General features: G+C 65.5%; 19 protein-coding genes. 18 read left to right on the top strand and 1 reads right to left on the bottom strand.

Annotated elements, in window-relative coordinates; all coding sequences use genetic code 11:
• Positions 1-59: 59 nt before the first annotated feature.
• The 18 genes from HH800_RS07255 (at position 60) to HH800_RS07170 (ending at position 19966) form a co-directional block, all read left to right on the top strand.
• Positions 60-2207, top strand: coding sequence for a TonB-dependent receptor plug domain-containing protein (locus HH800_RS07255; protein ID WP_169860650.1), 2148 nt, complete (start codon positions 60-62; stop codon positions 2205-2207).
• Between the two features lie 55 nt (positions 2208-2262).
• Positions 2263-2535: a hypothetical protein gene (locus HH800_RS07250; RefSeq protein ID WP_235682040.1), complete on the top strand. Its 273-nt coding sequence runs from the start codon at positions 2263-2265 to the stop codon at positions 2533-2535.
• Positions 2536-2821: 286 nt separating this feature from the next.
• Positions 2822-4213 carry a sugar transferase gene (locus HH800_RS07245; RefSeq protein WP_004212431.1) on the top strand — a complete coding sequence of 464 codons (1392 nt, stop codon included), beginning with the start codon at positions 2822-2824 and terminating at the stop codon, positions 4211-4213.
• 168 nt (positions 4214-4381) lie between these two features.
• On the top strand, positions 4382-4591 hold the full coding sequence (locus tag HH800_RS07240) for a hypothetical protein (RefSeq protein ID WP_069338383.1): 210 nt from the start codon (positions 4382-4384) through the stop codon (positions 4589-4591).
• Between the two features lie 261 nt (positions 4592-4852).
• Positions 4853-6010: a hypothetical protein gene (locus tag HH800_RS07235; RefSeq protein ID WP_169860649.1), complete on the top strand. Its 1158-nt coding sequence runs from the start codon at positions 4853-4855 to the stop codon at positions 6008-6010.
• A 19-nt stretch (positions 6011-6029) separates the two neighbouring features.
• Positions 6030-6878 (top strand): polysaccharide biosynthesis/export family protein, encoded by an 849-nt coding sequence (locus HH800_RS07230; RefSeq protein ID WP_169860648.1) that lies wholly within the window; start codon positions 6030-6032, stop codon positions 6876-6878.
• Between the two features lie 5 nt (positions 6879-6883).
• A complete protein-coding gene (locus HH800_RS07225; RefSeq protein WP_169863264.1) occupies positions 6884-8296 on the top strand; it encodes an AAA family ATPase in 1413 nt (470 codons plus the stop codon).
• Positions 8293-9648 (top strand): GNVR domain-containing protein, encoded by a 1356-nt coding sequence (locus HH800_RS07220; protein ID WP_017499212.1) that lies wholly within the window; start codon positions 8293-8295, stop codon positions 9646-9648. Before HH800_RS07225 ends, HH800_RS07220 begins: the two co-directional genes overlap by 4 nt.
• The gene (locus tag HH800_RS07215; RefSeq protein ID WP_004212423.1) at positions 9645-10550 is read left to right on the top strand and encodes a hypothetical protein; all 906 of its coding nucleotides are present in this window, start codon (positions 9645-9647) and stop codon (positions 10548-10550) included. The genes HH800_RS07220 and HH800_RS07215 overlap by 4 nt, the downstream gene beginning before the upstream one ends.
• Positions 10547-11353 (top strand): WecB/TagA/CpsF family glycosyltransferase, encoded by an 807-nt coding sequence (locus tag HH800_RS07210; protein WP_037506998.1) that lies wholly within the window; start codon positions 10547-10549, stop codon positions 11351-11353. The genes HH800_RS07215 and HH800_RS07210 overlap by 4 nt, the downstream gene beginning before the upstream one ends.
• Positions 11346-12620 carry a polysaccharide biosynthesis protein gene (locus HH800_RS07205; RefSeq protein ID WP_169860647.1) on the top strand — a complete coding sequence of 425 codons (1275 nt, stop codon included), beginning with the start codon at positions 11346-11348 and terminating at the stop codon, positions 12618-12620. The genes HH800_RS07210 and HH800_RS07205 overlap by 8 nt, the downstream gene beginning before the upstream one ends.
• A 3-nt stretch (positions 12621-12623) precedes the next feature.
• Positions 12624-14006 (top strand): O-antigen ligase family protein, encoded by a 1383-nt coding sequence (locus HH800_RS07200; RefSeq protein ID WP_097382949.1) that lies wholly within the window; start codon positions 12624-12626, stop codon positions 14004-14006.
• Positions 13999-14928 (top strand): glycosyltransferase family 2 protein, encoded by a 930-nt coding sequence (locus HH800_RS07195; RefSeq protein ID WP_048936567.1) that lies wholly within the window; start codon positions 13999-14001, stop codon positions 14926-14928. Before HH800_RS07200 ends, HH800_RS07195 begins: the two co-directional genes overlap by 8 nt.
• Complete coding sequence (locus HH800_RS07190; RefSeq protein WP_037507003.1) at positions 14925-15866, top strand: glycosyltransferase family 2 protein; 942 nt, start codon at positions 14925-14927, stop codon at positions 15864-15866. Before HH800_RS07195 ends, HH800_RS07190 begins: the two co-directional genes overlap by 4 nt.
• Positions 15866-16831 (top strand): glycosyltransferase family 2 protein, encoded by a 966-nt coding sequence (locus HH800_RS07185; RefSeq protein ID WP_169860646.1) that lies wholly within the window; start codon positions 15866-15868, stop codon positions 16829-16831. The genes HH800_RS07190 and HH800_RS07185 overlap by 1 nt, the downstream gene beginning before the upstream one ends.
• Positions 16828-17949 carry an endo-1,4-beta-xylanase gene (locus tag HH800_RS07180; RefSeq protein WP_169860645.1) on the top strand — a complete coding sequence of 374 codons (1122 nt, stop codon included), beginning with the start codon at positions 16828-16830 and terminating at the stop codon, positions 17947-17949. Before HH800_RS07185 ends, HH800_RS07180 begins: the two co-directional genes overlap by 4 nt.
• Positions 17946-19031 (top strand): acyltransferase family protein, encoded by a 1086-nt coding sequence (locus HH800_RS07175; protein ID WP_169860644.1) that lies wholly within the window; start codon positions 17946-17948, stop codon positions 19029-19031. The genes HH800_RS07180 and HH800_RS07175 overlap by 4 nt, the downstream gene beginning before the upstream one ends.
• A complete protein-coding gene (locus HH800_RS07170) occupies positions 19031-19966 on the top strand; it encodes a glycosyltransferase family 2 protein (protein WP_010339069.1) in 936 nt (311 codons plus the stop codon). The genes HH800_RS07175 and HH800_RS07170 overlap by 1 nt, the downstream gene beginning before the upstream one ends.
• Here the strand turns inward: HH800_RS07170 and HH800_RS07165 are convergent.
• Positions 19951-21345 (bottom strand): family 16 glycosylhydrolase, encoded by a 1395-nt coding sequence (locus HH800_RS07165; protein ID WP_374550818.1) that lies wholly within the window; start codon positions 21343-21345, stop codon positions 19951-19953. The two genes, HH800_RS07170 and HH800_RS07165, sit on opposite strands and share 16 nt — an antisense overlap.
• Positions 21346-21430: the final 85 nt, after the last annotated feature.

The following is a 21430-nucleotide window of genomic DNA, read 5'->3' as shown; positions in this document are numbered from 1 at the left end:
GGCAAAACTATATACCGCGGGATATAGCGAGTCGAACGACCAAGAATAGGGGGATTTTCATGCGACAGACCATGATGCGCATTTTGCTGGCCAGCGCCTGCTGCTGGACCGCGACGGCAGCGGCGCAGGGCGCGCCCGACGCGACCGGCGACAGCGATCGCTTCTCGCTCGGCCAGATCATCGTCACCGCCCCCCGCACCAGCGGGATCGAGATTGACGGCAGCACCCTGTCCTCCGACGCCATCTACAGCTTCAACCGCACCTCGCTCGACGATGCGGTCAACCTCATGCCCGGCGTGTCCGCCGGGAACAGCGGCGGCACCCGCAACGAGCGACTGGTTTTCGTGCGTGGCTTCGACCGGTTCCAGGTGCCACTCTCGATCGATGGCATCCGTGTCTATCTGCCCGCCGACAACCGGCTCGATTATGGCCGCTTCCTGACCACCGACATTGCCGAGGTCCAGGTGGCCAAGGGCTATGCCTCCGTGCTGGACGGACCCGGCGCCATGGGCGGCGCGATCAACCTGGTGACCAGCAAGCCGACCAAGGCGCTCGACATCGACCTGCGCGGGCAGGTCAGCTTCGACAATGACATGGACTATGCCGGCTATACCACATCGGCCAAGGTCGGCACCCGGCACGACCTCTGGTATGCACAGGCCAGCTATGCCCGCAGCTTTACCGATCATTGGGATCTGCCCAATGGTTTCACGCCGCGCGTGCCCACGCTGGAAGATGGCGGCGCGCGGGACTTTTCGCGGGCGGAGGACTGGCGGGTCAATGCTAAGGTCGGCTTCACTCCCAATGCCACCGACGAATATGCGCTGAGCTATACCCATCAGGAAGGATCGAAGGGCGCGCCGCTGCATATCAGCGACACGGTCACCACGGCCCGTTTCTGGGACTGGCCGTCCTGGGACATCACCAGCGTCTATTTCCTGTCGACCACGGCGCTGGGCGACCGCGCGACGCTCAAGACCCGCGCCTATTATAACCAGTTCGATTCGATGCTCCGTTCCTTCAACGACCGGACGCAGACCACGCAGAGTCGCCCCTACGCCTTTGACAGCCCCTATGAGGACAAGGCGTGGGGCGGATCGGCCCAGCTCGATTTCACCGCGACCGATGCGGACACACTCCGCCTCGCCTTCCATTATCGCCATGATGAGCATGTCGAGTTCCAGACCAGCTTTTCGACGGCCGGCGTCGCCACCACGGAGCCGAAACAGACCCAGAGCGAGGCCACCTATTCCATCGCGCTGGAAAATGAGCTGGCGCTGAGCCCCACGCTCCGTTTCACCCTGGGTGGCAGCTATGACTGGCGCAACCTGGAACGGGCCGAGGAATATGGCGCCCCGCTCGGCACGTCGGGCACGCCATCGGTCATCTACAATTATCCGCGCAGGGACGCCGACACCTGGAACGCGCAAGGCCGGTTCGACTGGCAGGCGAGCGATGCGCTGTCGCTCCACGCCAGCCTGTCATCGCGTGCCCGCTTCCCGACCATCTTTGAACGGTTCAGCCAGCGCTTCAACACCGCCATCCCCAACCCCGACCTGAAGGCGGAACGGGCGACCAATGCGGAGATCGGCGGCAGCTGGAGCCAGGGATCCATCCGCCTGGAAGGCGCGCTCTTCTACAGTTGGGTGCGGGACGCGATCTTCAGCGTGCCGACGCCGGCCTATCCCTGCACCGCATCGACCACGCCGCCCGCCGTGCCGACCACGGGCTGCGCCCTCACCAACCTCAGCCAGAGCCGCAATGTCGGCAAGGGCGAATATTATGGCATCGAACTGTCGGCGTCGGCGACGCTGCTGCCGGGGCTGGACGCGGGCATCAACTATACCGGCATCAAGCGCGACCTGACCGATCCGTCCAACGCGCGCTTTCGTCCGACCGGCGTGCCCACGCACAAGGGCTTTGCCTATCTCGACTGGGCGCCGGTCGAAAGGTTGCACATCGTTCCGAGCGTCGATCTGGCGTCGAACCGCTGGACCCTGTTCACCGCAACCCCGGCGTCGCAGCCAGCCCGCTATTACCGCACCGGCGCCTATGTGAATGCCAGCCTGCGCGTCGATCTGGCGCTGACCGAGCAGATTGACCTCAGCATTGGCGGGCGCAATCTGTTCGATGACTATTACACGCTGACGGATGGTTTTCCCGAACCGGGACGCACCGTCTATGCATCGGCGCGTTTCCGCTATTGAACCGAACGCGGCCGGGCAGGGATAATGGTTTATCTTTGCCCGGCCGCAGGTTATCGTGATCCGCGGTCGCTATTCTCGCATCGCATCGGGAATGATGATGGTCGATCTGTTTCCGCCACCACAGGATCGCAATGCCGGACACGAGAGCGCCCGGTCGGCGCCACGGCATGATCCCGTCCCGCAGCATGGCGAGGATGCGGATGGCCCCAAAATCTGGCCTTTCCCCCATCATCTGGCCGAAACCGGCGTGCAGTTCCTGTCACGCTGGGCCGGCCCCGTGGCCCTCGTCGGCGCGCTGCTTCTGATCGGCTGGTGGCTGTTTCGCTGAGCGATTTGATTCGACGTCGTTTCCATCAGGCCGACAAGGCCTCTCACCGCGCCTGATCGATTTTCCCTGCGACAGAACGAAGGGGCGGCAGGATGAAAAATGCGCGCTCAACGGATCGTCGGAAATGTGCGTCCGAATATCCCTCCCCCAATTGTAACAACCGAGCAACTATGTCCTGCTGCTACGCAACATAAATCAAAGGCAGCGGATGTCCTGGGGAAAGATCGCCACCGTCTGACGACGGGCGGGCGGACCATGACGTCACGACGCATTTAAAGGGTTGCCGATGTCCAAAATAGATCTGGCGATTGCAGGAACCCCCAGTCGCCAGCCCGCCACCGCCGCTTTCCAGCGGAACGCGCGCCTGTGGCTGAGCCTGGTTCTGCTGCTTGCAGACATGATGGCCCTGGCCGCAGGGTTCGTCATCGGCCTGCGCGTGGCGGGTATTCCAATCCTGTCGATGGAGGTCTGGCAACCGCTCGCCGGCGGGATATTGGTCTATGGCACCATCGCCTTTCACAACCAGGCCTACAACCCGCGCTGCCTGACCAGCATGACGGCGTCATGCCGCAGTGCAGTAATGGCCTTCGCCGGAACCCTGCTGATCTTCCTGCTGGTCGTCTTCTCGCTGAAGGTCACCGACAATTTCTCGCGCCTGGGCATCAGCACTGGCCTGTTCTTCAGCGGCGCGCTGATCGTGATGCAGCGGGTGCTGGTCGTCCGCGCCGTTCGTCGCCATTTCGCCGAAGGCCTGTTCGCCCAGCTGCTGATCATCGACGACGGCCTGATCCCCGACGATGTGAACGGCATGACGATCGTGGACGCACCGACGCTCGGCCTGCGCGCCGATCTGGACGATCCCTATATGCTGCATCGCCTTGGCATGCTGCTGCGCGATTTCGATCGCGTGGTCATTTCCTGCCCGCTGGAGCGCAAGGCCGACTGGGCGCAGATGCTCAAGGGCGGCAATATCCTGGGCGAGATCATCGTGCCGGAACTCGACCCGATGGCGCCGCTCGCGGTGCAGAGCCATCGCGGCGTGTCGACGCTGGTGGTCGCCCGCGGTCCGCTCAACCTTGCCAATCGCGCCAAGAAGCGGCTGCTCGACATCATCCTGACCGTGCCGGTGCTGATCGCGCTGGCGCCGCTGATGATCGCGGTGGCCGTCGCCATCCGGCTGGACTCGCCGGGCCCGGTCTTCTTCCGCCAGGAACGGATCGGCCGCGGCAACCGCCTGTTCCACATCCTCAAGTTCCGCAGCATGCGGGTGGAACAGTGCGACACCGCCGGCGCCACCTCGACCCAGCGCGACGATAACCGCATCACCCGCGTCGGCCGCTTCATCCGCAGCACCAGCATCGACGAGCTGCCCCAGCTGCTCAACGTGCTGCTCGGCGAGATGAGCCTGGTCGGCCCGCGCCCCCATGCGCTGGGCTCGACCGCCGAAGACCAGCTGTTCTGGCAGGTCGACCGTCAATATTGGCATCGCCATGCGCTCAAGCCCGGCATCACCGGCCTGGCCCAGATCCGCGGCTTCCGCGGCGCGACCGAAACCCGGCGCGACATTCTGAACCGGGTCGAGGCGGATCTGGAATATCTGCACGGCTGGAGCCTGATGCGCGACATCGGCATCCTGGTCGGCACGGCCCGCGTGTTGGTTCACCGCAACGCCTATTGATCCCGCCTGCTGGTGAAGCTCCAATGTTTACAGGGGCTTTGACCAGGATTGAGGATTTTCCGCATCAGAAGCCGGCTTTTGCGATGAGCTGAGCCGGCTTTCATGCCGATGTAAACTATTTGTGAACCCTAAAATCCTATATTAACGACCGTTCATAAAGTTCCCAGGATGACGGTCGTGGCTGATGAATTGGCGGCAGTTGCCGCAACAAAAACCTCCTTTTCCGATGCGGGCATCGCCGTCCGCGATCTCCCCGATAACGGCCATGCGCTGTCGATCGCCGACCGCGCGGAAGGTCCGATTCAGTTTGTTTCGCGCTGGGCGGGCATCCTCGCCTTCTGCGCGGCAATCGGCGCGATCGCTTATCTGATCTTCTGATCGGGGCCAGTTTCCTTGCCCTCAGATTAACAGCCGGGATCGGCTGTTAACGGCTCCTTTCGTCGATGAAACGAGCCGTTGTTTTGGCGCGACAAGTCGCGTCCGGACCCGTGTGCATTACGTAAAAATACGATTAGCATGCCCCTTGTTGCTGCAATGCAATAAGGATTCATGCGTTTGGATAATGCCCATAACCCGTGTTTGCGGGCGCGCCTCTGTGCGCCCGCAGCAAATGATTTTGCATGGCCGCATGCGGCCGCCATGGCCGCTCTTGGCGGCGCAATGCTGTTCGCCGGCCTGCCCTCCACGGCGCAGGCCCAAGATGATGACAAGCGCATAGATACGCTCGGCCTGCACCTGACGGCCGGGCTCGATCTTCTCTATGATGACAATGTCTATCGCGTCGACGACCGGGTCGAAGACCCCACCGGCGACCTGATCGTTACACCCTCGATCGAGGCGACCTATGCCCATCCGATCGGGCGACACGACATCCAGATCCGGGCCAAGGCCGGCTATGACCAGTTCGTGTCGGAGACCCAGCGCAGCAAGCTGCGACTCGATGCGGAGGCCAGGGCGACGATTCGATTCGGAGCGACCTGCGGCATCACGCCGCGCGCCAGCTATCGCCAGCAGCGCGCCGATTATGGCGACATCAACGCCGCGACCGAAAATCTCCAGCGCTTCTCCACGCTGGGGGCCGACCTGTCGTGCGAGCGGCCAGGCTTCTTCCCGGTCGCCGGTTACCAGCATGACACGACGCGCAATGCCGACGATTTCGACTATGCCGACCAGGACAGCGACAGCTTCAAGGTCGGCCTGGGCTATAACAAGCCTAGCTTCGGCACGCTCACCACTTATTATGAGCGGACGGTCAGCGACCGGCGCACGCTGGGCATCAAGAACCGCATCAACGCCTATGGCCTGCGCTTCCAGCGGTCGGTGACGCCGATCACCCAGGTCGACGCCGACCTGCAATGGCTGGATGTCAGCAGCGATTCCGCTGCCGTCGGCAACTATAATGGCATGGGCTGGGATGTGCGGCTGTCGACCAGCATCATCCCGCGCGTGAAGCTGACCGCCTCCACCGCCCGCGACATCATGAATGACAGCCTGATCGCTAGCGGCTTCGCGATCCGTTCCAGTTATCGGATCGAGGGGGAGTTCGCGATCAGCGAGCTGACTTCGGCCGGCCTTTATGCCGACTGGCAGAGGCGCAAGTTCCGGCAGGATGCGGCGCTACGCCCCTTCTCGATCGAGGCGGACCGTAATCGCCAGTTCGGCGCGACGCTCAAGCGCAAGCTGACCGATCGCTTCGACCTCAGCCTCGACGCCCAGCATTACCGCCGCCGTACCGACACCGATGTCTCCAACTATAGCGGCACGCAGGTGACGCTCTCAGCCCTGCTGCGCTTTTGACCCGAAGGGAGCCTGACCCATGAGAATAGCGACACGCTTCCATATCCTTGCCGCCCTCCCCCTGCTGGCGGTGCCGACCTCATTGTCGGCCCAAACCCAAACGGCACAGGCGCCTGCCGGTGCCGCCGCAGCCGCGGCGGTTGCCGCCACGCCCGCGCGGCCGGCGGCGTCTGCCCCCGCCGGCTATCTGCTCGGTCCGGACGATCAGCTGAAGATCTCGATCTTCGGCCAGCCCGACCTGTCGACCGAAACCCGGATCAAGGCCGATGGCACGGTGCTGCTCGCGCTGGTCGGGCCGGTGGACGCGAAGGGCAAGACCACGTCCCAGCTCGCGTCCGACATCGCGGCGAGCTATGCCGGTGGCGGCTATCTGACCAAACCCTCGGTCAGCGTCGAGGTCAGCGACTATGTCAGTCGCTCGGTCACGGTGCTGGGCAATGTGCCCCAGGCCGGCAATTATCCGCTCGACCGCAACTATACCGTGGCGTCGATGCTGGCCAAGGCTGGCGGCGCGACCACGGCCGGCGCCAATGCCGTCATCCTGACCCCCGCCGATGGCAGCGGCGCCGTGCGCATCTCGCTCACCGACATGAGCGCGGGCGCCGGACGGCCGCTCCAGGCCGGCGACATCCTGTTCGTGCCGCCGGCCGAGAAGGTCTATGTCTATGGCCAGGTCCAGCAACCCGGCGCCTTCTCCTATGTCGCGGGCCAGACCTTCCGCCAGGCGCTTGCCCTGGCCGGTGGTCCGACCCTCGCCGGTTCGACCCGCAGCATCAAGGTGAAGCGCGGCGGCCAGGAGGTCCAGGCCAAGCTGGATGATCCGGTGAAGCCCGAAGACGTCCTCATCATCCGGGAGAAGCTGTTTTGACCGCGATGGAACATGATTTCGGCGCCCGCTCGGCGGGCACGCTCGACTGGCTCTGGTCCCTGCCGCGCCGACTGGCCGGCGGGTCCAGCCCCTCCGCCCGTGTCATCCCCGATCAGGCTCCGTTGCTGCTGGAGGAACCGGTCGCACCGAGCTTCCACCGGACGGCAGAGCCCGAACCGGCGCCCGACGACACCCCGCGACCGCTGGCGATGGGCGCGATGGCAACGCCGCTCAAGCCCATCAGCCTGCGCCGGGATTCGATCTACAGCGCGTTCAACACCGCCATGCCGGTGACCGACCGCCATGGCCTGGCAGGCCGCAACAACGAGTTGGAAAAGCTGGTCGAGGCGATCGTGGTCCAGCGCAAGCATGCGATCATCTTCGGCACGCGCGGATCGGGCAAGACCTCGCTTGCGCGCGTCTTCGGCGATCTGGCAGACGAGGCGGGCTGCGTTGCTCTCTATGGGTCGGCGAGCGGCGAGGCCGATTTCGACTCATTGTTCCGCCCCTTCCTGACCGAACTGCCGATGAGCGGCGCGGGCCAGGAACGGGCCCGCAAGCTCGCCACCGGTCCGCTGGACGTGAATGGCCTTGCCACCCTGCTGGTCGAGGAGGTGCGCCAGCGCTCCATCCTGATCCTCGACGAATATGACCGGGTCCGCTCCGACACCGCCAAGCAGGATGTCGCAACGCTGCTCAAGCTACTGACCGATATCCATTCGCCGGTGCAGGTGGTGCTGGTCGGCATCGCCGGCGATGTCGACGGCCTGATCGCCGCCCATCCCTCGCTTCGCCGCCATATCGCGCCCCAGCGGGTCAGCCCGATCGCCCGCCCCGAACTGGAACTGCTGCTGGCAAGCTGCGGCGAGAAGGCCGGACTGTCGATCACGCCGGAAGCCGTCGAGGCGCTGGCCGGCGCAGCAATGGGATCGCCCTATCATGCCCGGCTGTTCGGCATGCAGGCGGCGCTTGTGACCGAGGCCGGCGGCCGCGAGCAGGTGACCGCCAGCGATGTCGAACAGGGGCTGGCCAGCGCGCTGGACGACTGGGCGGAAATGAGCAGCGCCAGCCATGGCCTGTTCACCCGCGCCCTGCGTGACAGCGCATCCGGGCGCCGGATGATCGCGCTGGCCGGCATCGTCGCATCGCAGATGTCGGCAATTTCGCTGGAGCGGCTGCTGCGCGTCGGCAGCGACATATTGGGCGAATATCCGGGCATGGAGGCCGATGCCAGCGATGCGCTGGCCCGGTTGCAGCCAGCCCTTACGCCCACGCCGGGCGGTGAATTGTGGATGTTTGAAGATACGCTGGCGCCGCAATTCCTGCTGCTGATGGCCAAGCAGCCCGCGCCGCGCACGGTCGCGCCGACGCCGGCCGAGGAAATGCGCGCCATGCTCCGAGGAGTGGACGGACTATGACGATGAACCCCCTGGACCTTGCCGCCGCCGTCAAGGCGCGCTGGCGGGTCGCCGCGATGATCGGCGGCGCCCTGTTCCTGCTGATCGCGGTCGCGGCCTTCATGCAGTCGCGCCAATATATGGCGACGACCTCGCTGATGCTGGACCTGTCACAGACCGATCCGACCGACACGACCCAGAATCAGGGCCGGGTCGAGGTGGACTCGATCCTGGGCACCCAGACCGACATCATCCGCAGTGCCAAGGTGATCAATGCGGTCGCCAAGGAAGCGGGCTTCATCGACGCGCTGCCCGCGGACATGCCAGCCGATGCCCGCCTGCAACAGGCCGCCGCGCGCGTGCGCGCCGGGCTGCTGGTCACAACCGGCCGCCAGAGCAACGTGCTGCAAATCCAGTATCTCGATCCCGATCCGCAGGTCGCCGCCCGCGTCGCCAACCTCGCCGCACAGATCTACATGCGCGAGCAGGTGGAACTGCGCGCCTCGCCGGCACGCACCTCGGCCAAATGGTTCAACGAACAGACCGCCGACGTGCGCCGCCGCTATGAGGATGCGCAGAAGCGCCTGTCCGACTTCCAGCGCGCCCATGACATCATCGGCATCAACCGCATGGATCTTGAGGCCGAGAAGCTGAAGAACATGTCCTATCAGCTGACCCAAGCCCAGGCCGAAGCCGCCGCCGCGCGCGGCAAGGCCGGCGCCGGTTCGGTATCGGACATCGAAGGGTCGCTGATCGTCCAGAATTTGCAGGAACAGGTCGCTGCCCAATCGGCCAAGGTGCAGGAACTGGGCAAGACGCTTGGTCCGAACCATCCGACCATGGCCGCCGCCTCGGCGCAATTGTCCGAACTCCAGACCAAGCTTGGCGCCGCCCGCGCCAGCCAGGCCGGTGCCGTCAGCGCCAACAGCGTCGCCGCCAGCCGCCGCGAGGGCGACCTCAAGTCGAACATGGCCTCGCAGGAAGACCGCATGATCCGCATGTCCGACGTGCAGGACCAGCTGATGGTCATGCAGCGCGACGTCGATGCGGCCCGCCAGACCTATGACACGGTGCGCCAGCGCTTCAACGAAGCGGCGCTCAAGAGCCAGATCTCGCAGCCCAATGCCAGCCTGCTCGACGAGGCGACCGTGCCGCTGCTACCCGCCAAGCCGAACCTGCTGCTCTGGCTGGTGGGCGGCATCGCCCTTGGCCTGGTCGGCGGCATTGCGGCGGTCGTCCTGATCGAAATCGCCCAGCCCCGCGTCCGCTCCGCCGCCGGCGTGGCCCGAGCGACCGAGGTCGAAGTCATCACCGAATTGCTGCCTGCCCCCGCACGGGGCGGCTGGCTCCCCAAGCGACAGGAGGCCGCATGAGACTGCGTTCCACGGCTAGTGCCCATCCCCATCTGACCGCCGGCGCCACGACCGGCCTCAAACCCCGCGCCCGCGACACCAAGGATTTCGCGCAGCTCGCGGTCGAACATGGCTTCCTCGCCGAAACCGACATCGGCCGGATCGAAGCCCATGGCCATGCCGCCGGCCAGCCCTTCCAGCAGGCGGCGATCGACCTTGGCCTGCTCGATCCCGAAACGGCGGGCATCATCCTCGCCATGCAGGGCGGCTTCCCGCTGCTGGCGGCCGGCGACCAGCGCGTCGATCCGCTTGTGGTCAGCGCCTTCGACCCCGCGGATGCCTATGCCGCCAAGGTCCGCACCATCCGCGCCAAGATGCGCGCGGCGGCAAAGGACAGCGACGGCGCAGCCCTGCGCCTTGCCATCCTGTCGATCGACGCGGGTGACGAGGCAGCGATCCTTGCCGCCAATCTGGCCGTCGTGATGGCACAGATGGACGGGCAGACGATGCTGGTCGATGTCGATATCGACCGTCCCTCGCTCGATCGGCTGTTCCGCGTCGCCAACAAGGCGGGCCTGGCCGAACAATTGCTTGGCAGCGCCGCGCTGCTGCCCGCCGCGCGCACGGCGGTCGATGGCCTGTGGCTGATGACCGCCGGCCGGGCATCGGGCAGCGCATCCAGCCTGGTGACCAAGGGACCGCTGGCGGACACCGCCGCCGGCTGGGGCCTGCACGACACGTCGATGCTCTTCTACCTCGCCCAGCGGCGCGGCGAGCAGACGCCATTCGGCTCCATCCTCGCGGGCTTCGATGCCGTCACCATTGTCGCCCGGCGTGGCGAGACCGCGATCGCCGACATGCGCCGCGTGATCGACGATCTGGACCGTCATAATATCAGCATCGCAGGGAGCGTGATCGCATGAGCCTGGAGCAGGCCATTCCCCGTCAGCCGCTGCAACAGCCCGTGTCCACGCCGGAGGAGATCGCCCTGGTCGGCGGCATTCCGGTGTCGACCCTGTCGCTCGACGCGCTGATCGACCGGATGCTGGGCGAGGCGCCGCTGCGCCGCGCGCTCGACCAGCGCCCGCTGCTGATCTTCGACTGCAATGGTCAGGGCCTGTCGATGAACGCCACGGACAAGGGGTTTCGCGACAATCTGGCCCAGGCGGACCTGATCCATGCCGATGGCCAGATCGTCGTCGCCGCGTCGCGCTGGGTCGGCCAGCCGCCGATCGCCGATCGGTCGAGCACCACCGACATGTTCATCGACAGCCTGGTGCCCGCAGCGAAGGCGGGGGTCAGCTACTATCTGCTCGGCGGCGAGGAAAAGGTGAACGCCGCCTGCGCCGATCGGATCGTCGAGATGGCACCGGGCCTCACCGTCGCGGGGCGCCGCAACGGCTTCTGGAAGCCCGAGGAAGAGGATGCGGTGATCGACGCGATCAATGCGGCCGCGCCCGACGTCCTGTGGGTCGGCACCGGCAAGCCGCGCGAGCAGGCCTTTTGCGTGCGCAATCGCGACCGGATCAAGGCCGGCTGGATCGTCACCTGCGGCGGCCTGTTCAACTATATCACCGGCGATTATCCGCGCGCGCCGATGTGGATGCAGCGCAATGGCCTGGAATGGCTGCACCGCATGGGTACCCGGCCCAAGGAACTGGCCTGGCGCTATATCACCACCAATCCCCATGCCCTGTGGCTGATCTGGAAGCACCGCCATGGCTGAGGCGCAGGCGGCTTCCGGCCGTACCCAGCGCCTGGGCACCATCTTCGGCCGCTTCGGCCTCGCCAGCTTCTCCTCGGCGATCGTCTCGGTCAGCCATCTGCTGGTCCAGCTCTTCTCGATCCACCATCTCGCCACCACCGGCATCGGCGTGCTCGCCTTCCTGCTGGTCATCATCCAGTTCGGCTACAGCCTGTCCAACGCGCTGGTGTCGACACCCTATACGATCGCCGTCAATCAGGGCGAGGATGTCGATCGCGCGGCGCATGGCTTCTTCTTCCCGGTCAACCTGCTGCTGTCACTCAGCCAGGGGATGATCTGCGCCGCCATCGCCTGGACCACCGCCTCGCCGCAGGCCGCCCTGGTCTTCGGCCTCGCTGGCACATTGTCGCTGATCCGCTGGTTCGGCCGGTCCAACGCCTATGCCCATCATGCGCCGATGCAGGCGGCCCGATCCGACATCGCCTATGCCGCGACCATCCTCATCGGCCTGCTGGTCGCGATGCGCACCGGCGCGGACCTGACCGGCATCGGCACCATGCTCGTCGCCGCGAGCCTCGCTGGCCTGCTGCCCTTCGGCAGTCCCTATCTGCGCCGCCATGTCGCCATGTCGCCGCTGGCCGCCCTGCGCGCCTATCGCCCGGTGTGGAAGGAACAGTCGGCCTGGACCCTGGTCGGCGTGCTGTCGACCGAGGCGACGTCGAACGCGCACAGCTATGCCGTGACCCTGCTCGCGGGGCCGACCGCCTTCGCGCCGATCGCCGTTGGCATGCTGTTTTTCCGCCCGGTCAATGTCTGCATCACCGCCCTCACTCAGCTGGAACGCCCGCGCATGACCCGTGCCGTCGCGCGCGGCGATCATCAGGCCGCGATCCAGTCGGAACGCATCTTCATGGGCGCCCTTGTCTTCCTGTGGCTCGGCACCTGCGTCGTCGCGGCCGGCGCGCTCTATTTCTTCCCCGGCCTGATCCTCAAGCCCACGCTCGACCATCAGCTGGTGATCACTGCCGTGGCGCTCTGCGCCCTGCTCTCGCTGGTCCAGTGCGTGCAGACGCCGATGAGCGTCATGACCCAGGCACGCAAGGCCTTCCGTCCGCTCGCAGCCCAGAGCCTGCGCAGCTGCGGCGTCGGCATTGCCGCCGTTACGCTGCTCACCCTGCTGGTCGCGCCCGTCTTCTCGATCGCCGGCGTCGTGCTGTCGCAGCTCGTCATGATGCTCGGCATCTGGCAGCTCGACCGCAGCTGGCGCCGCATCCAAGCGGAGGGTTGAGCGATGGCAAGCACCCCCTGGCATCGTGACATTCCCGCGCCGGTCCTGACCCGGCCGGGCGTCGCCGCCATCAAGAAGACCGAAAGCGCCCGGCTAACCCTTGTCGCCCAGATCTTCTATTTCACCTTCCTGATGCTGGTCTTCATCGGCCAGCAGCCTTTCGCCTCGCGCACCCAGGATGAACTGGTCGCCATGGCGCAGGAAAATAACGGATCGGACCTGTTCAAGCAGGCGCTGTTCATCGGCTTTGCGATGCTGCTGACCGGCGTGCAGCTGATCCGCCGCTATCCGCCACGCTATCGCTTCACGCTCTGGCCGTTGGCCGTCATGCTTGCCTGGTTCTTCATCACCTGCAGTTGGGGCGTCGATCCGTTCGTATCGTTCAAGCGGGCGATGCAGCAGCTGATCGTGATCTACATCACCTTCAGCGCGCTCAGCCTGATCGGGCCCGAAAGGCTGCTCCAGGCACTGCGCTACGCCCTGATCCTGTCCCTCATCATCTGCTGGGTCTCGCTGCCCTTGACCTCGGCGGCGGTCCATCCGCCGACCGAGAGCGACAAGGCGCTGATCGGCGCCTGGCGCGGCTTCTTCTTCCACAAGAATATTGCCGGCGCGGTTATGGCGTTGACCTTCATGGTCGCGGCCAATGCCTGGGTCGATACCAAGAAATGGTATTATGCCCTCTTCTCGGTAATGGCCTTCGTTTTCGTGATCGGGACCAAGAGCAAGACCTCGCTCGCCTTGTCCTTCGCCATCCTGGGCGTCTGCGCCGTCTATCGGGCATTGAGCGATTCCACCCAGAAACGGGCGGTACTGCTGATCATGGTCGCGCTCGGCATGGTCGGGGTGCTGTGGCTCTATGTCGCTTTCCAGCCGGTGGTGGAGCGGATCTTCGCCGACCCCACCTCCTTCACCGGCCGCGTGTCCATCTGGGAAGTCGACCTTGCCTATCTCAAGGATCACCCCTTCCTGGGTGCGGGTTTCGGCGGCTTCTGGCAGGTCGGCGATCGCAGCCCCTCGCTCGATTATCTCAACCAGGCGTTTCAGACCCTGACCGCCCATTCGCATAATGGCTATCTGGAAATCCTGGTGACCACCGGACCGCTGGGCCTCATCATGTTGCTGCTCACCTTCCTGGCGCTGCCTGCCATCTGGTTCCTGACTGGGGCGACGCCGCAGAACCGGCCGATCATGGTGCCCTGCTTCGCGATCTGGGTCTTCGTTCTTTACCAGAATCTGCTGGAAACCTCGTTCTTCGACAAGGATCGGCAGGTCTGGGTGATCTTCCTGGCGGCCATCGCCGCCGCCCACGCCACCTACAAGGCGCGCCCGCTTCCGCAGTGGCGCCGCCGTTTTCTCGCCCGCCCGGAGGCTACCCATGGCTAATGTCGTCATCTGCATCGCGACCTGCAATCGCCCCCAGGGGCTGCGGCGCACGCTTGCCTCGCTCGCCGCGCTCGAAACCCGGCACCGGATCGATGTGCTGGTCGCCGACAATGACGCCAGGGAGCAGCAGGGGCTGGCCGTGGTGGAGGCGCTGGCGACGTCGGGCTATCGCTGGCCGATCGAGGCGCTGCTGGTGCGCGAACGTGGCATTCCCCTGGTCCGCAATGCGCTGGTCGAGGCGGCGCTTGCCCGGCCCGGCGTCACCCATGTGGCGATGATGGACGATGACGAGGCCGCCTGCCCCGGATGGATCGACGCGCTGGTGACGGCCGCCGATCGCTGGGACGCCGATGTCGTCGGCGGCGCGGTGCTGCGCGAGATGGACAGCCCGCTGCCCGCCTGGGCCTCGCGTCATCCGCTGCTCCAGCCCAAGCGGCGCGACAAGTCCGGCCCGGTCTCGCTGGTCGACAGCACCGCCAACGTGCTGATGTCCGCCAACGCATTGCGCCGCATCGGCGCCCGCCCGTTCGACGAGCGCATGGCGCTCACCGGCGGGTCGGACAAGCAGCTCTTCACCCGGATGCAGCGCGCCGGTTTCCGCTTCGCCTGGTCGGAGGAAGCGCTGGTCACTGAACTCATCCCGGCCAGCCGGGTTACCGCCAAATGGCTGCTGATGCGCGGCTATCGCGTCGGCATGACCGACATGATCGTCGCCCGCACCCATGGCGGCGCCCTTCGTGCGGCGCTCAGCGAAAGCCCCCGCATCGCGGTCGGCTTCCTGGTCGGCGCGGTCGGCCCCCTCACCACATTGGACCGCGGCAAGCGGGTGGAGCGCCTCGGCAAGCTCTATCGCGCCGCGGGCAAAATCGCCGGCCTCACCGGCGTCCATTATGAAGAGTATCGAAAGGTCCATGGCGCATGACCAACATCCCCTTCTTCTCCGTCGTCATCCCGCTCTACAACCGCGCCGACGTGGTCACCGACACGATCCGGTCGGTGCTGGCGCAGGACTGGACCGATTTCGAGATCGTCGTCGTCGATGATGGCTCGCATGACAATCCCGGCCCGGTGATCGAAGCGATCGGCGACCCGCGCCTGCGCTACATCCGCCAGGACAATGCCGGCGGTGGCGCGGCGCGCAATCGGGGCATCCTCGCCGCCGAGGGGCGCTATATCGCCTTCCTCGATTCCGACGACCTGTTCCTGCCCGGCAAGCTGTCGACCATGGCGGAAGCGCTGGCGGGCGACGGCGGCCGCACGGTTCTCTATTCGCGGATGAAAGTCGATCGAGGCGTCGATCGCTACTGGATCCGCCCCGACCGCGGCATTCGAGAAGACGAGGATGTCGGCGAATATCTCTTCTGCGCCAACCAGTTCATGCAGACCTCAACGATGGTCGTACCAACCCGGATGGCCCAGCAGGTGCTGTTCGACCCCGCGCTCAAGAAGGGGCAGGATCTCGACTTCTGCGTCCGACTTCAGGGCGCCGGTGCGCGCTTCCGGATGATCGAGCGCCCGCTCACCATCTGGCTGGACGCGACCGAGGTCGGCCGCACCTCCTATGTGCGCGGCTATGAAACCTCGCTCGACTGGCTCGATCGCTGCGGCCATATGCTGACCAACCGGGCGCGGCGCGGCTATCGTGCCACCGTGCTCGCCTATCATATGGCGCCGATCCGCCCGGTCGCGGCGATCCGCGACCTCGCCATCGGCCTGACCGCGGGCGGCGTGCCGCCACGGGTGATCGCGCGCCAGCTGCTGCGTTCCTACATGCCAAAGTCGCTCTATCGCTCGCTCGTCAACGGCTTCGTCCTGCGCTTCGGCAAGGCCGATGCCCTCAGTAGCGGCGCCCGTTCGTGATGGCGGCCTGGCAACCTCCGTCCGCGCTGCAGGAACAGGCCGCCTCGCCGCTCTTTTCCGTGGTCATCCCGACCTATCAGCGCCGCGACAAGGTGGTCGACGCGGTCCTGTCCGCGCTCGACCAGACGATCGCGCTGATCGAGGTGATCGTCGTGATCGACGGGTCGACCGACGACACCGAACAGGTGCTGGCCGGGATCGCAGACCCGCGCCTGCGTGTCATCGTCCAGCCCAATCGCGGCGCATCGGCCGCGCGCAACACCGGGATCGCGCAGGCGCGCGGGCGCTATATCGCCTTTCTCGACTGCGATGACCGCTTCCTGCCCCATCATCTCGCCGACCTGCTGCCCCTGCTGCAACAGCACGAGAATGTGGTCGCCTATGGCCAGGTGCTGGTCGATCGCGGCCAGGGCCGCAATTTCCTGAAGCCCCCGCGCGCGATCGCGACCGGCGAGACGATCGACCGCTATCTCATGTGCGATCGCGGCTTCATCCAGACCAGCAGCCTGGCGCTCAGTCGCGGCCTCGCCAACAAGGTCCGCTATCGCGAGGATGTGAAGTTCGGTGACGATACCGACTTTGCCGTTCGCCTGGCGCTGGCCGGCGGCCAGTTCCAGATGACCGCGCGGCCCGGCACGATCTGGGCCGACCGCGATGCCGAACATCGGCTGTCGGCGGTGCGCGGCAGCGTCGGCAGCCTCATCTGGCTGCGCGACCTGCGCCCCCATATCTCAGCCCGTGCCTTTTCCGCCTATATGGGCTGGCATGCGGCCAAGAGCATCTGGCCGACCAGCCGGTTTCAGGCGATGCGCTATTATGTCGGCGCCGTTCTGCGCGGCGCCTTCGGTCCTCGACTGGCCGCCACCGTGCTGATGCAGATCATCCTACCCGACCCGGTCTATCGCCGGATTTCCGACCGATGGATCGACATGGCCCAGATGGTGGGCGGGAGGCCGCGCCTGTGAAGCGTCGCGAATTTCTGGCCGGTGGCATGGCGCTGGCGGCGACGCTGCCTGCTGGCGTTGCGGCGGCCGCCATGCCGCCCGGCCTCGCCACCCATGCCCGTGCCAAGGGCCGCTATTTCGGCGCGGCGGTCAAGTCGCGCCAGTTGCGCGAGGATGCCGGCTTCACCCAGGCGGTGGCGCAAGAATGCAATATCCTGGTGCAGGAATATGAACTGAAGCGCGGCACGACCGAGCCCAAGCCGGGCCAATATGATTTCAGCGGTGCCGACCAGATCATCGATTTCGCCCAGAAGCATGACATGCGCGCACGCGGCCATGCGCTGGTCTGGTATGCCGCCCAGCCCAAATGGCTGGAGCCCGCGCTGAAGGCCGCCAGCGACCGCCAGCGCCAGACCCTGATGACGAGCTATATCACCACCGCCATGCCACGCTATGCCGGGCGCATCCAGGAATGGGACGTGGTGAACGAGGCGCTGGAACCCAATGACGGCCGCGCCGACGGGATGCGCGCCGACAGCATGTGGATGCAGGCGCTCGGCGAACATTATATCGACATCGCGTTCCACACCGCGCGCGAGACCGATCCCAGGGCGACCCTGTTCCTGACCGATTATGGCATCGAACATGACTCGCCCCGCTGCGAGCGCCGCCGGACCGCGATGCTGAAGCTGCTCGACCGGCTTAAAGCGCGCGATGTGCCGATCGACGCGATCGGCATCCAGGGTCATCTCAAACCCTATAAGGAGGGGTTCGACGAGCGCCGCTTCGCCGATTTCCTCGACCAGTTGCGCGGCTATGGCCTGAAGCTGGAGATTACCGAGTTCGACATTGCCGACATTGGCGGCCCACCCAACCCGGCCAAACGTGACAGCGAAGTTGCCAGTGTCGGCCGGGCCTTCATCGATGTCGCGCTGGACAATCCGGCAATGCAGGCCGTGCTCTGCTGGGGCCTGTCGGACCGCTATTCCTGGCTGTCCAACTACAAGGATTATAAATGGCCCGACGGCCAGCTGTCGCGCGGATTGCCGCTGGACGGTTCCCTGCGCCGCAAGCCGCTGTGGGACGCCATCGCCGCCGCCTTCGACGACGCGCCGCCGGCCGGGAGACATGCCGCATGAGAATTTCCTCGCTCACGGGCCTGCGCGGCATCGCCGCCGTTTCGGTCCTGCTCTACCATATTCCCCATGCGCCAGCCTTTCAGGCTTTCGCGATCCCGCTTTTCTCGCGCGCCTATCTGGCGGTCGATCTTTTCTTCATTCTCAGCGGCTTCGTCATTTCCTACGGCTATTATGACCGGCTGATGCACAATCTGGGGCGGTCCAGTTACATGGACTTCCTGATCAACCGCACCGCCCGCGTCTGGCCGCTGCACCTGATCGTGACGCTGGTGTTCATGGCCCGCATCCTGGTCAATGTGTCGGGGACACAGGCGATCCCGCTCGACCTGCCCAATATCCTCACCAACCTGCTGATGATCCAGAGCTGGGGATGGGGCACCCAGCCGATCGCCGGCAACAGCTGGTCGGTCAGCACGGAGGTCGCCGCCTATCTCCTCTACCCGCTGATCGCGATCATGGCCTTTTCCCGCTGGGCCTGGGCGCAACTGGCGCTGTGCGTCGGCATTCTGGTGCTGGTCGCCAGTTCCGGACGCGGCGCCAGCGGTCCGCTGGACGTCAACGATTATGACACAGTGCTGACGCTGCTGCGCTGCCTTGCCGGCTTTGCCCTGGGCGTCCTGACCTATCGCATCCGCGACATGGCGCTGACCCGCAACCTTCTCGCCGGCCCCGGCCGATTTGCCGCCATATGTGTCATCATCGCTGTCGCCCTGATGCTGCCCCGAGCCGCCGATGTGCTGGTCGTGTGCCTGATGCCCGCGCTGGTCCTCACCTGCTATTATGATGGCGCCGCCGCCCGCGCGGTGATGGCCAACCCGGTCAGCTATCATCTGGGCCTGATCAGCTACTCCATCTATCTGTGGCATCCGCTGGTGCGCGACATCATGGCCCGCGTCATGGGGATCGCCCATCGCCATGGCTTTGTCGGCCATGACTGGGTCTTCATCGCCGCCATGCTGATCGCGACCTGGCTGCTCTGCTGGGCCAGCTATCGCCTGATCGAGCTGCCGGGCCACAAGATCATCAAATGGCTGCAACGCGGCGGACGCGCCCGCCCGACCCCGGTCAAGGTTGCTGCCTGATGCCCGCCGCCCCGACCATCTGGATCGCCATCCCGACGTTCCGCCGGCCGGGCCAGTTGCGCCACCTGCTCGAAAGCCTGGCCGCCGTCGTGCCGCATGACGATGTCCAGTTGCTGGTCGCCGACAACGACCCCGTCGGGCAGGAAGGCGCGATGGTCGCGCACGAGATGCAGGATGATCCCGATTATCCTTTGCCGATCCGCATCCTGCATGTGCCAGAGCCCGGCCTTTGCTCGGTCCGCAACGCGATCGTCGCCACCGCACTGGCAGCTCCGGCAATGCAGTATCTGGCGATGATCGATGATGATGAATGGCCGCAGCCCGGCTGGCTCGACGCACTCCTCGCAGTTCGAGAGATGTGCGGCGCCGATGTGATCGGTGGTCCGGTCGACGCCCATTTCCTGCGCCCCCCGCCGCACTGGGCGCGCGAAGCGCTGGTATTCCGGGCCGAGGATCGGCCCTCGGGTGCAACCGACATGCTATGGGCCAGCAACAATCTGCTGCTCAGCCGCAAGGCGCTAGAGGCGCTGCCCGCCCCCTGGTTCGATCCGCGCTTCAATCGCAGCGGCGGCGAGGATCTGGATTACCTCACCCGCCTGCGCGATGCCGGCATCGGTTTCGGCTGGGCTGCAGATGCGCGCGTCAGCGAATGGGTGCCGCCCGAACGGGTCCGGCTCGGCTGGATACTGTCCCGCATGTGGCGGATCGGCTTTACCGAGACGCTGACCCGCCGGAAGCATCGGCCCGGCATCGTCGGCACCCTCACCCTGTTCGGGCGGACGTTGGCGGTGTTCGCGATGCGCACCGCCGGCCTCCTCGCCCTGTTACTGCCCGGCGCGCGACGGGTCGACATCGCCGGGCAGTGGATCAAATGCTGGGGCCGCCTCTATGCCCTGACGGGCCGGGGCAGCCGGGCTTATTATGGCGCGGAATAGACCTTGAAGCTGCGGATGGTCATGTCGCCGCTGCCATCGTCATAGGCACCCGTCGTCTTCACCGCGACATTCATCAGCGGATAGAAGCGGAAGCCCTTGAACGGGTTGACCGACTGGTAGGTTTCCTTGCCATCGACGAACCAGGTGATGTAGTCACGCTGGATATCGACCGCGAACTTGTGGAAGTCCTGCGAATAGCCCGACAGGCCATAGGCCTGTTCGGTCTGGATGACGATGCCACGCTGGTCATAGCGGGTGCTGTTGGCGCCGACATGGATCGTCTGGCCGACATGGCGATCGAAATCCCAATAGCTCTGATAGCCAAAGCCTTCATAGACATCGATTTCCGGCGGCCAGCCGCTGGTCGAGATCAGCCAGAAAGCGGGCCAGGAACCACGCCGATTGGGCATCTTCGCTTCCCACTCATATTGGCCATAGCCGATCTGCGAGGCGAGGAAGTTGCGGCCATCCAGGATCGACGCGCCATAATTATAGGTCACGCCCTGATAGCTGATCGGCGTCTTGAGCACCTGGCTGTGCAGCACCAGGCCCTTGTTGCTCCAGTAGACCGGCCCTTCGATCCCCGGATAGGTGGTGGTGTCGACATAGAGGCCGGTCTCGCCATTGCCGGTCTGCGCCCGGCCATGCGACAGGGTCGTGGCCCAACGGTCCCAGCCGCCATCGACAGACCGCTTGTGCGTGTCCTTGAGCAGTTCGAACTGCAGCGTGCCCGAGGCCGCGAAGGTCCGCGCTTCGCGGAAGGTGCCGGTCGCCTTCTCGGTCGCCGCGACATAGGCCTTGGCCGTGACGGTTGCCGTCGACTGCCCCTGCAATGCGCCCCAGGGCGCCTCGCGCAGCTTCACGCTGAACTGCTGGCCTTCGGTCGCGCTGATGACCGGCACTTCCACCGTCTGTTCCAGCGGATCGCCCGGCCGGAAGATGACGACGGTATCGACCGTCTTGTAGTTGGTGCCGGACGTGGCCTTCAGCGTGCCGGTGCCGTTCACCGTGGTGATCCGCGCGATCACCGTGTTGGGCGTCGCCCGATCGAGATAGACCGGGACATAGGCGGTGCTGCTGCCCGGCTTGTAGGTGGCGTTGCCGATCCAGAGCGTCGCCTTGCCCGGCAACACCGTGCCGTTGGCGAAGTCGAAGTCGGCAAAGCTGTTGCTGGTGCTGCTGGTCGTCGCCGTGCTGGTCGTCGTCGCACTGCTCGCACTGCTACTGGAGATGGTGACCGTGCCGCTATCGGCCGTGCTGGTCGATGAGCTGCTGGTCGTACTGGTTCCGCCCGACAGGATCGTGGCGGCGCCTGCCGCGAAGACAGACGTAATGATTGCTCCGGCTCCGATCATGGAGCCGGCCGATTTGCTGCGCATAATGCAACCCCCGTTTTGGTGTCCCTAAAGGGTCCGCCACGAGGGTTAACAATTGCTTCCAGACAAGCTCGCCTCGTCGCAAATC

This window comes from Sphingobium yanoikuyae, assembly GCF_013001025.1.
Taxonomy (GTDB): domain Bacteria; phylum Pseudomonadota; class Alphaproteobacteria; order Sphingomonadales; family Sphingomonadaceae; genus Sphingobium; species Sphingobium yanoikuyae_A.
Note: the sequence above shows the minus strand (reverse complement) of the source record. Positions and strands in the feature narration are given on the sequence as shown.